Here is a 10,652-nt window from a genome sequence, read left to right as displayed (position 1 = left end):
ACCTTCGGCGCGAGCGCGGCCAGCTCGGCGTCGGCCAGCGCGACGATCTCGACCGAGCCGTCCTCGAGCGTGCGATTCGACAGCACCACGGCATCGCCGCCAAGCGCCTCGCGCACCAGACGCAGCGCGTCGCGGCTGGTCGGGCCGGTGAATTTGCGGATGTTCAAGCGTTACCCCCGATGACGTTCGTGACTTTGATCGTGCGTGTTTCCGGCACTTCGGCGTAGGACAGCACTTTCAGTTGCGGCAGGCTGCGGCGCAGGAAGCGCGCGAGCATCGCCCGCAGCGCGTGCTGCACCAGCAGCACCGGCGGCAGGCCCATGTTCTGCTGCCGGAGCATCGCGTCCTGCGTGCCCATCAGCAGCGTCTGCGCGAGCCCCGGCTCGAGGCCGGGATTCGCGCCGGTGGCGAGCGCCTGCGACAGCACCCGCTCGAGATTCGCGTCCAGCCCCATCACCTGCATCTCGCCCGAGCCCGGGTACCACTGCTGGGTGATCGCGCGGCCCAGCGCCAGGCGCACCGCGGCGGTCAGGTCGTAGGGATCGGTGATGCGGCCGGCCTGCTCGGACACCGCCTCGATGATGGTGCGCATGTCGCGGATCGGCACGCCTTCCTCGAGCAGGTTCTGCAGCACGCGCTGCAGGGTGGTCAGCGAGACCGTCTTGGGCACCAGGTCCTCGACCAGCGAGGGCGCGTCGCGTCCGGTGCGCTCCAGCAGCGCCTGCACTTCCTGGCGGCCGAGCAGCTCGGCGGCGTGCTGCACCACCAGGTGGTTGAGGTGGGTGGCCACCACGGTGCTGGCGTCCACCACCGTGTAGCCGTAAACCTGCGCCGTCTCGCGCTGCGACACGTCGATCCACACCGCCGGCAGGCCGAAGGCCGGGTCGCGCGTCTGCGCACCGGGCAGCGCGGCCGTCACCTGGCCGGGGTTGATCGCCAGCCACTGGCCCGGGAAGGCCTCGCCGGTGCCGACCTCGACGCCCTTCAGGGCGATCCGGTAGCCGTTGGGGCGCAGCTCGAGGTTGTCGCGGATATGGATCACCGGCGGCAGGAAGCCGATTTCCTGCGCGAACTTCTTGCGGATCCCCTTGATGCGCTTGAGCAGCTCGCCGTCGCCGCTGTTGTCGACCAGCGGGATCAGCCGGTAGCCGACCTCCAGGCCCAGCGTGTCGATCAGCGTGACGTCCTCCCAGGTCGCCTCGTGGCTGTCGGCCGGCAGCGCCGCGGGCGGGGCGATCTCGGTGAGGTCGCCGGCCGCGTGCCGGGCCGCCTCGCGGCGGCGCATCACGCGCGCCATCCAGATCGAGCCGCCGCCGAGCAGCAGGAACGCGAAGTGGGGCATGTTGGGGATCAGGCCCATCATCACGATGATGGTGCCGGTGATGGTCAGCACGCGCGGGTTGGTGAACAACTGCCCGGTGATCTGGGTGCCGATGTCCTCGTCGGTGGCCACCCGCGAGACGATCACGCCGGCCGCGGTCGAGATCACCAGCGAGGGGATCTGCGCGACCAGGCCGTCGCCGATGGTCAGCAGCGTGTAGTTCTTGCCGGCCGCGGCGAAGCTCATGTCGTGCTGGACGATGCCGACGATCAGCCCGCCAATCACGTTGATCGCCATGATGATCAGGCCGGCGATCGCGTCGCCGCGCACGAACTTCGAGGCGCCGTCCATCGAGCCGTAGAACTCGGCTTCCTGGGCCACCGCCACGCGCCGCTTGCGGGCCTGCTCCTCGTTGATCAGGCCGGCGTTCAGGTCGGCGTCGATCGCCATCTGCTTGCCCGGCATCGCGTCGAGCGTGAAGCGCGCCGACACTTCGGCGATCCGCCCCGCGCCCTTGGTGATCACCGTGAAGTTGATGATCATCAGGATCACGAACACCACGATGCCGACCGCGAAGTTGCCGCCCACCAGGAAGTGGCCGAAGGCCTCGATCACCTGGCCGGCCGCGTCCGGGCCGGTATGGCCCTCGAGCAGCACCACCCGCGTGGAGGCCACGTTCAGCGACAGCCGCAGCAGGGTGGAGAACAGCAGCACGCTGGGGAAGGCCGCGAAATCGAGCGGCTTCATGGTGTACATGCTGACCAGCAGCACCATCACCGACAGCGCGATATTGAAGGTGAACAGCAGATCCAGCAGCAGCGGAGGCAGCGGCAGGATCATCATGCCGAGGATCATGCAGATCAGGATCGGGCCGGCCAGCGCGCGCAGGTTGGCCACGTCCAGCCGGCCCACACGCTTGCCGAGCGCTCCGGTGGGCGTGCTCATGCGGCACCTCCGTCACGGCGCGCGGCGCCCTCGCCCAGCACCTCGGTCGCTTCCTCGGCCTCGTCCTGTTCCGAGACGCTCGCGCCCTTGTCCAGCTCGGCCGGCACGTCCAGGTCGGTCGGCTCGGCCGGGAACGCGCCGCCCTCGCTGCGGAAGCGCTTCAACTGATAGACCCAGGCCAGCACCTCGGCCACCGCCGAATACAGCGGGCCCGGGATCTCGCGTTCGAGTTCGACGTTGTGATAGAGCGCGCGCGCCAGCGGCGGCGCCTCCAGGATCGGCACGCGATGCTCCTCGGCCAGCTCGCGGATGCGCGCGGCCACCAGGTTGATGCCCTTGGCCACCACCTTGGGCGCGCGCATCTCGCCGTCGGTGTAGCGCAGCGCCACGGCGAAGTGGGTCGGGTTGGTGACCACCACGTCGGCCTTGGGCACGTTGGCCATCATGCGGCGGCGCGCCATGGCGCGCTGCTGCTGGCGGATCCGGCCCTTCACGTGCGGATCGCCCTCGTTCTCGCGATGCTCGCGCTTGACCTCTTCCTTGGTCATGCGCAGCTTCTTGTTGTATTGCCAGAGCTGGTAGGGCACGTCCATGCCGGCCACCACCAGCATGCCGGCCACCGTCACGCCGCAGCACACCGCCACCAGGTGCAGCGTATCGGCCAGCGCCTGGTGCAGCGGCAGCATCATCAGGCCGAGCAGTTCCTCGCGGCTCTTCCAGATCGCGATGCCGCCGATGCCGCCCACCACCACCGTCTTGGCCAGCGCCATGCCGAGCTGGATCAGCCCCTGCAGCGAGAAGATCCGGCCCAGCCCGCTGATCGGGTTGAGGCGGTCGAACTTGAAGCCGATCGCCTTGCCCGACAGCAGCCAGCCGCCCAGCGCGATCGGCGCGGCGAGCGCGGCCAGGCCGGTCAGCGCCAGCACCGGCGCGAGCGCCGAGAGCCCTTCCATGCCGGCGCGGCCGGCACCGGTGAGCATCGCGTGGGTGTCGAAGGCGGCGGCGCGATCGAAGCCGAGCGAGCCGCGCAGCATGGTGCGCAGGTGTTCGCCGATCGGGCCCGACAGCATCCACGCCCCGTAGAAGCCGGCCGCCAGCAGCGCGAACGAGGACAGCTCGCGCGAACGCGCGACCTGCCCTTCCTCCCGCGCCTTTTCACGGCGCCGGGGGGTGGCTTCTTCGGTTTTCTCGAGATCGCTGTCCTCTGCCACTGCAGCCTCCACGCGGAAACGGCGGGATGCCATTTCCAGTGCATCGATTATTGATGGACGTGTCGAGCGGCGATCGGTCGAGGAAAGCGGGGAAACCGGGGTATTTCCGACGATGGAAGGCGGGGGCGGTAAAAACGACAGGGCGCGCGGGGGGAGGAAGCCGGCGGGCGCGGGGCGGGAAATGAGGCGGAAGACAGGGCCGAAGACAGGGAGGCGGCCGGGGCGCGAAGGCGGCAGCGGCGGCCCGCCCTGCCCGCGGCCGGCCGCCTGCCCTCATGTATCCGCCGCGAGCGCCCTCAACCGGCGGCGGCGCGCTCCAGCTCGGCGAGATCGAGCTTCTTCATGTTCATCAGCGCGGCCATCACGCGGCCCGCGCGCTCCGCGTCGGCCTCGCCGAGCAAGGCCGGCAGCTGCACCGGCACGATCTGCCAGGACACGCCGAAGCGGTCCTTGAGCCAGCCGCACTGCTGCGCCCCGGCATCGCCGCCCTCGGCCAGGCTGGCCCAGTAGCGGTCGATCTCGTCCTGGGTCCGGCAATTGACCACGAAGGACACCGCCGGGCTGATGCGGAACACCGGGCCGCCGTTGATCGCCGAGAAACCCTGGCCGGCCAGCTCGAAGGCCACCGTCATCACCGTGCCCTCGGGCTGGCCGGCGGCCCGCGCGCCCTCCTTGCCGTAGCGGGCCACGCGCGTGATGCGCGAATCGTCGAACACCGAGACGTAGAAATTCGCCGCCGCCTCGGCCTCCTGGTCGAACCACAGGAACGGCGTGATGCGCTGGATCGACGGCTGCGCCGTCGCCGGGATGGATGTCATCGCCTGCCTCCTTGCGGGGCCGGACCGCGCCGCGGGCCGGCCCTCGATGCGCCTGGAAACGCCGCGCCGGGATCGCGCGGCCGAACCTCGATGATAGGCGAGCGCGCCAACCTCACGCCAAATGAAAAAGGGCGCGACCGCCACGCCCTCGCGGGCGGGACGATCGCGCCCTTCGGGCGCGCGGGCCGCGGCGGCCCGTCAGAGCGCGATGTACGGCGTTTGCGTGCCGCCCAGGTTGCGCAGGTCGAAGCCGAAGTAGATGCTGCGGCCGAAGAAATGCGGCAGCCCGAAGTCGAGCGTCTGGTTCTGGCCGAACGGCCCGCCCAGGTTGGCCAGCGCGAAGCCGTTGCTGTTGAACAGCGCCTGCGCGTTGGCGACCGAGAAGCTCACGTTGAGGGTGCTCAGGTCGGTGCCGGTCAGCGAGGCCGTCAGGTTCTGCGTGGTGCTCGGGCAGTAGAACGAGGCGTTGTTGCTGCAGGTCGGCAGCGGCGTGCTGCTGTCGGTGGAATCGAAGAAATACGCGTTCGAGCCGGTGTCGAAGAACGCCGAGGCGATCGCGCGAGCCTGGAAGGTCCCCGTCACGTTGCCCGAAGTGGTGGTGCCGAGCCGCGTGACGCCGCCCGGCAGCGAACCGACGCCCAGCGTCAGCGTGCCGCTCGCGTTGCCGCCGCTGGGCGTGCCGAGCTGGACGATCACGCCGTCGTTGTTGCTCGGGAAGCGCGCCACCGGATTGGCCACCTGGCGATTCAGCGCCAGCGTGGTGCGGGTGCAGCTGCCGCTCGACGGACACGAGTAGTAGTTGCTGTTGGCGGTCGAGTTGACGCAGGCGCTGCCGCAATCGAACGGCGACTGGCCGACCCCGAGGATGCCGTTGGCGCCGAGCGCGGCGACCGAGTTGGCCGAGCTGCCGCCGTTCGAGCAGGAGCTGGGCACGTTCGAGGTGCCGAGGTCGCCGATGATCTGGATCGGCACCGCGCTGGCGGTCAGGCCGGCCAGCTTGACGTCGGCCGAGCGCACCGAGCCCCAGGTGAAGCTCGACACGAACTGGCCGCACTCGGTGAGGGTGCCGCCGTTGCTCGCGGTCTGCGTCGGCAGGCTGCCGAGCACGCTGGAGGCCGCCGAGCCGACCAGCCGCAGCCCGAACGAGGCGGTATCGAGCAGCACGTTGTTGATGACCTGGCAGTTCGAGGTGCCGGGCGCGCAGACCGTGACGCTGACGGTCGGCATGTTCACCACGTTGCCGAGGCCCGCATTGACGACGATCGGCACCTGGTTGCCGGTGCCGGTATTGCCGCTGCCGACGGTGCCGCCGCCGGAGCTCGGCGTGCTGGCGTTGTTGCTGGCGCCGCTGCCGCCGTCGCCGCCGCCGCAGGCGACCAGCGCGGCCGTGATCGCGACCAGGCCCAGCGCGGCGAGCCAGCGGAAGGGATTCGAGGAAGTACGCAAGATGGGGCTCCCGGTGGTCACTGGATATCGGCGCCGGTCATGCCGGCGGGCAGCAGCGCGGGCAGCCAGGCCGAGCCGACGAAGGCGCCCATGTGGCCGCCCGAGCGGACCACCAGCGCGCTCGAGTCGATCGCGATCGGCGCGCGCAGGCCGCGGCTCGCGTGCGAGGCCTGGACGCCGGCGCTGTACTGGGAGAAATAGCTGCCGAACAGCGAGGCGAGATCGGGCTGGGTGGGGCCCTGCCAGGCCACGCCGAACACGCTGCCGTTGCTGCCGAGGTATTCGTGGATCACCGTGCCGGAGCCGAGGGTGGTTTCGCGCACCGTGTAGCCGGCCGTGGACTGCGCCGTGTTGGCGAGTTTCGTGCTCGCGGCCCGCGAGGGCGAGAGCGTGCGGACCACCGCGGCCGTGTCGTCGGCGGGCGGCGCCGAGGGCGGCCCGCCCAGTTCGGCGAACGCGCCGCTGGCGCATCCCGCCGCCAGCGCGCCGGCGGCCCATTTCGCGGCGAGGCCGCGCATGCTTGTCGATTTCACCCTGTCACCCCTCGTAAGCCGGCACCGCGGCGCGAGACGCGCGCCGCTGGCGCCCGCAGTGCAAACCGTCGATCGCCCGCCGATCCTCGGCCGGATTCGCGGCCGAATCACGACCGAATCCGGCGGACCGCGTTGCGGATCACCCGTCCCGGCCGGAGATTCCAGCCGGGCAGGACGCCAATGTCGATCGGTAGTATGCCTTCGGCCGACAGCAAAAACCAAACGCGATTCGCCGGCTGGTAAGCAACTGTAACGAAGCGCCGGCCGGCGGGGCGAAACCGGCGGCCGGCCGGGCCGGATCACAAAATGAAACGGCCCGCGGGCGGCTGGCTCAGAACCCCAGGCTGGCCAGCAGGTCGTCGACCTGCGCCTGGTCCTGGACCACGTCGGTGCGGCCTTCGGGCGCGATCTGCGGACCGTTGAGCAGCGTATCGGGATGTCCCTCGGCGGCCAGCGCGGCCGCGTTGGCGGCGAACTGCTCGCGGCGCTCGGGGGCGATGTTCTCGACCAGCACCGCAAGCAACTGCTGCTCGATCAGGTAGACCATCTCCATGATCTTCTTGATCACCTGCCCGGTCAGGTCCTGGAAGTCCTGCGCCAGCATGATCTCCAGCAGCTGGGTGCGGGTCGCCGAGGTGGCCTCGGGCAGCGCGCCGAGGAAGCCGCGCGTGTCGTCCATCAGCTCGCGCACCTCGGTGCGCTCGATCGGCGCGCGGTACCAGGTGGCCCAGCGCGCCTCGAGCGCCTCGGCCTCGGCCTGCAGCCGCTCCTGCACCGGCTTGGCGATCTCGATGGCGGTCAGCACGCGCTCGGCGGCCTGCTCGGTCATGTCGGCCACGTAGCGCAGCCGGTCGCGCGCGTCGGGCACCACCATCGCGGCCTGCTCGACGTGCTTGTCGAGCCCGAGCTCGCGCATCGAATCACGCAGCGTGCGGGTCAGCTGGCCGATCCGCGCGAGAATCCGGTCGCTGGTGAGATCCGCGCCATCCGCGCCGTGCTCGGCCGGAAAGCCGGCGCCGGCCAGCGCCGCATGAATCGGCTCGTCCATTCGTCAGCTCCCGGCCTTGGCCATCTTTTCGAGGATCTTGTTGAGCTTCTCGTCGAGGGTGGCCGCGGTGAACGGCTTCACCACGTAGCCGCTCGCGCCCGCCTGGGCGGCCGCGATGATGTTCTCCTTCTTCGACTCGGCGGTCACCATCAGCACCGGCAGGTGGGTCAGCGCGGCGTCGGCGCGGATCGCCTTGAGCATCGCCAGCCCGTCGAGGTTCGGCATGTTCCAGTCGGAGATCACGAAATCGAAACCGCCGCCCTTCAGGCGCGCGAGCCCCGCCGCGCCGTCCTCGGCCTCGTCGACGTTCGAGTAGCCGAGCTCCTTCAGCAGGTTGCGAACGATTCGACGCATCGTCGGGAAATCGTCCACCACCAGAATCTTCATGTTCTTGTCCATCACGGTTCCTCTGCAAAATTCGGTATTCTCGCCGCGTCCTCAGACGCGCTGCACACGCTCGCCCATCGCGGCCAGCACGCGCCGACTCATCTCGTTCAGGGGCACGACCTCGTCGGCCCCGCCCAGCGCGATCGCCTCGCGCGGCATGCCGAACACCACGCAGCTGGCTTCGTCCTGCGCGAAGGTGCGCGCGCCGGCGCGCTTCATCTCCAGCAGGCCGGCCGCGCCGTCGCGGCCCATGCCGGTCAGGATCACGCCGATCGCATTCTTGCCCGCGTGCAGCGCCGCCGAGCGGAACAGCACGTCGACCGAGGGACGGTGCCGGTTCACCGGCGGCTCGTCCGACAGGTGGGCCAGGTAGTTCGCGCCGCTGCGCGCCAGCAGCAGGTGGGCATGGCCGGGCGCGATATAGGCATGGCCCGGCAGCACCCGCTCGCCATGCTCGGCTTCCTTCACCGCGATCCGGCACAGCGTGTTCAGGCGCTGCGCGAAGGACTTGGTGAAGCCGGGCGGCATGTGCTGCGCGATCAGCACCGCCGGCGCGTCGGGCGGCAGCGGCACCAGCAGCTCGCGGATCGCCTCGGTGCCGCCCGTGGAGGCGCCCACGATCAGCAGCTTCTCGGTACTGACCAGCGGATTGTTCATCAGCGGCGCGCTGGCCTGGCCGGCGGCCGCCGCCGGCTTGGCGGGCGCGGCCTGCCGCACGCGCGCGCGGGCCGCCGCGCGGATCTTGTCGGCCAGCTTCTCGGCGTAGTCGAGCATGCCGTCGCGGATCCCCACGCGCGGCTTGGTGACGAAGTCGACCGCGCCGAGCTCGAGCGCGCGCAAGGTGATTTCCGAGCCGCGCTCGGTCAGCGACGATACCATCACCACCGGCATCGGACGCAGCCGCATCAGGCGCTCCAGGAAGTCGAGCCCGTCCATGCGCGGCATTTCCACGTCCAGGGTCAGCACGTCCGGGTTGTGCTGCTTGATCAGCTCGCGCGCGACGAGCGGATCCGGCGCCGTCGCGCAGACCGCCATGTCGGGCTGGCTGTTGATGATCTCGGTCATCAGGCTGCGGATCAGCGCCGAATCGTCGACGCACAATACCTTGATTTTCTGCACGGTGCTCATGCCTCCTGCTTTTTCGTTGTAGCCGTCGAGCCGAACAGCTCGACGCGCGGCTTCGACGCGGCCGGCGCGGCGAACAGCTCGACGTGGGCGCGCGCGCGTTGCGCGCGGGCGGCGCGTGCCTCGGCCGCCGAGCGGGCCAGCGCGGCCTCGCGTTCGGCCACCCCGGGCACCGACAGCCGCAGCTTCTTGACCATCGCCTGCCCGGTGCGCGGCATGAACGCGACCTTGCGCGGATGCGTGCCCTGCAGGTCCTCGGCGGCGATGCGGATCTTCTCGAGCGCCAGGTAGCGGCGCACGAAATCGGCGTTGCGGTCGCCGATGTTGATGGTGGTCATGCCGGCCAGCACGGCCGCGCCGCCGAACACCTTGGCCTCGAAGCGCTCGCGCTTGCCGCCGGCCTTGATCAGCTCGTTGATCAGCACTTCCATCGCGTAGGCGCCGTAGCGCATCGAGTCGGAAGCCGGCGCGCGCGCGTCGGCGCCGTCGTCGGGCAGCATGAAGTGGTTCATCCCGCCCAGGCCCGCGAACGGATCGTGCAGGCAGGCCGCCACGCAGGAACCCAGCACGGTGACCAGCACCATGTCCTCGCGGGTGGTGAAGAACTCGTTGGGCAGCAGCTTCACGCCGGGACGGCCGAAGTGGTTGTCGAAGTAGTGATTGCTCGCGATCGGCAGTGCGCTCATGCATCCTCCCCGGCCAGGCTGGGCGCGGCGCTGGCCGCCGCCGGCGCGCCGGCCTGCGCTCGCGCGCGCGCCGGACCCGCGGCCGAGGCCGCGTCGCGGGTGCGTTCGTAGACGGTCTGGCCGCGCAGCCGGAACGCCTGCGTCACGTAGGAGAAGTTCTCCGAGTGGCCGGCGAACAGCAGGCCGCCGGGCTTGAGCAGCGGCTCGAAGCGCGTCAGCACCTGCCCTTGCGTGGGCTTGTCGAAATAGATCATCACGTTGCGGCAGAAGATCGCGTCGAAGCCCTGGCCGATGCCGTAGTCGGCGTCGGTCAGGTTCAGCGGCTCGAAGCGGATCATCTGCCGAAGCTCCGGGCGCACCTTGACGCGCCCCGCCTGCGGGCCGGTGCCCTTCAGGAAGAAGCGGCGCAGCCGCTCCTGCGAGAGATGCTTGACCTGGTCGAAGGTGTAGATGCCCAGCCGCGCCTTCTCCAGCACCTGGGTGTCGAGATCGGTGGCGAGGATGCTGGCCTGGCGCGCCGCCGAGGGGCCGAGCGCCTCCAGCAGGGTGATCGCCAGCGAATACGGCTCCTCGCCGGTGGAGGCCGCCGAGCACCAGACCGAGACCGGCGCCGGCCGCGCCTTGACGAACTCGGCGAGGATCGGGAAGTGATGCGCCTCGCGGAAGAACGCGGTCAGGTTGGTGGTCAGCGAATTGGTGAAGGCTTCCCATTCGACCGGGTCGTTGTCGCGCTCGAGCCGGTCGAGATAGTCGCGGAAGCTGTCCAGGCCCAGCGCGCGCAGGCGCCGCGCCAGGCGGCTGTAGGCCATGTCGCGCTTGTGCTCGGACAGCGAGATGCCCGCGCGCCGGTGGATCAGCGCGCGGATGCGCGCGAAATCCTCACCGGTGAACGCGAAGTCGCGGCCGGCCTCCGACGCGCGCGGCGAAGGCGCGGTCGAAGGTTCGGCACGGGGCGCGGGGCGGGCATTCATCTCGGGCTCGGCTCAGAAGGTTTCCCAGTCGTCGTCGGAGCCGGCCGCGGCGGCCAGCGCCGGCTTCGGCTCGCCGGACAGGGCCGGGCGCTTGAGCGCGGCACCGCCATCGGCGCTCTTGCCCACGCGCGGCGCGTAACCGGCCTTGGCGGCGGCCGGCG

At 70.4% G+C, this 10,652-nt stretch carries 10 protein-coding genes; all 10 read right to left on the bottom strand.

From position 1 onward, the window contains the following. Positions 1-163: 163 nt before the first annotated feature. Positions 164-2,266, bottom strand: a complete 2,103-nt coding sequence (flhA, locus tag F3J10_RS31470) for a flagellar biosynthesis protein FlhA (RefSeq protein WP_013696288.1) — start codon at positions 2,264-2,266, stop codon at positions 164-166. Then, positions 2,263-3,477, bottom strand: a complete 1,215-nt coding sequence (flhB, locus tag F3J10_RS31465; RefSeq protein ID WP_013696287.1) for a flagellar biosynthesis protein FlhB — start codon at positions 3,475-3,477, stop codon at positions 2,263-2,265. Before flhB ends, flhA begins: the two co-directional genes overlap by 4 nt. A 296-nt stretch (positions 3,478-3,773) precedes the next feature. After that, positions 3,774-4,295 carry a VOC family protein gene (locus F3J10_RS31460; protein WP_167243734.1) on the bottom strand — a complete coding sequence of 174 codons (522 nt, stop codon included), beginning with the start codon at positions 4,293-4,295 and terminating at the stop codon, positions 3,774-3,776. 198 nt (positions 4,296-4,493) lie between these two features. After that, positions 4,494-5,741 carry a DUF3443 domain-containing protein gene (locus tag F3J10_RS31455; RefSeq protein ID WP_167243733.1) on the bottom strand — a complete coding sequence of 416 codons (1,248 nt, stop codon included), beginning with the start codon at positions 5,739-5,741 and terminating at the stop codon, positions 4,494-4,496. A 17-nt stretch (positions 5,742-5,758) separates the two neighbouring features. Further along, positions 5,759-6,259 carry a DUF2844 domain-containing protein gene (locus F3J10_RS31450; RefSeq protein WP_052142664.1) on the bottom strand — a complete coding sequence of 167 codons (501 nt, stop codon included), beginning with the start codon at positions 6,257-6,259 and terminating at the stop codon, positions 5,759-5,761. A 346-nt stretch (positions 6,260-6,605) separates the two neighbouring features. Next, on the bottom strand, positions 6,606-7,322 hold the full coding sequence (gene cheZ, locus F3J10_RS31445; RefSeq protein ID WP_025099988.1) for a protein phosphatase CheZ: 717 nt from the start codon (positions 7,320-7,322) through the stop codon (positions 6,606-6,608). 3 nt (positions 7,323-7,325) lie between these two features. Continuing rightward, positions 7,326-7,721 carry a chemotaxis response regulator CheY gene (gene cheY / locus F3J10_RS31440; protein ID WP_013696282.1) on the bottom strand — a complete coding sequence of 132 codons (396 nt, stop codon included), beginning with the start codon at positions 7,719-7,721 and terminating at the stop codon, positions 7,326-7,328. A 39-nt stretch (positions 7,722-7,760) separates the two neighbouring features. Next, positions 7,761-8,837 (bottom strand): chemotaxis response regulator protein-glutamate methylesterase, encoded by a 1,077-nt coding sequence (locus F3J10_RS31435; protein WP_029950915.1) that lies wholly within the window; start codon positions 8,835-8,837, stop codon positions 7,761-7,763. After that, complete coding sequence (gene cheD, locus F3J10_RS31430) at positions 8,834-9,520, bottom strand: chemoreceptor glutamine deamidase CheD (protein WP_025099990.1); 687 nt, start codon at positions 9,518-9,520, stop codon at positions 8,834-8,836. The genes F3J10_RS31435 and cheD overlap by 4 nt, the downstream gene beginning before the upstream one ends. Continuing rightward, entirely contained in the window at positions 9,517-10,491 is a 975-nt protein-coding gene (locus F3J10_RS31425) for a CheR family methyltransferase (protein ID WP_025099991.1), read from the bottom strand. Before F3J10_RS31425 ends, cheD begins: the two co-directional genes overlap by 4 nt. Between the last annotated feature and the right edge of the window lie 161 nt (positions 10,492-10,652).

The organism is Burkholderia sp. Cy-637, from assembly GCF_011753175.1.
GTDB lineage: Bacteria > Pseudomonadota > Gammaproteobacteria > Burkholderiales > Burkholderiaceae > Burkholderia > Burkholderia gladioli.
Note: the sequence above shows the minus strand (reverse complement) of the source record. Positions and strands in the feature narration are given on the sequence as shown.

Coding starts and splice junctions, on each gene's coding strand:
- F3J10_RS31435 (WP_029950915.1), bottom strand. CDS start 8,837: ATGAGCACCGTGCAGAAAATCAAGGTATTGTGCGTCGACGATTCGGCG.
- cheD (WP_025099990.1), bottom strand. CDS start 9,520: ATGAGCGCACTGCCGATCGCGAGCAATCACTACTTCGACAACCACTTC.
- F3J10_RS31460 (WP_167243734.1), bottom strand. CDS start 4,295: ATGACATCCATCCCGGCGACGGCGCAGCCGTCGATCCAGCGCATCACG.
- cheY (WP_013696282.1), bottom strand. CDS start 7,721: ATGGACAAGAACATGAAGATTCTGGTGGTGGACGATTTCCCGACGATG.
- F3J10_RS31450 (WP_052142664.1), bottom strand. CDS start 6,259: ATGCGCGGCCTCGCCGCGAAATGGGCCGCCGGCGCGCTGGCGGCGGGA.
- cheZ (WP_025099988.1), bottom strand. CDS start 7,322: ATGGACGAGCCGATTCATGCGGCGCTGGCCGGCGCCGGCTTTCCGGCC.
- F3J10_RS31425 (WP_025099991.1), bottom strand. CDS start 10,491: ATGAATGCCCGCCCCGCGCCCCGTGCCGAACCTTCGACCGCGCCTTCG.
- flhA (WP_013696288.1), bottom strand. CDS start 2,266: ATGAGCACGCCCACCGGAGCGCTCGGCAAGCGTGTGGGCCGGCTGGAC.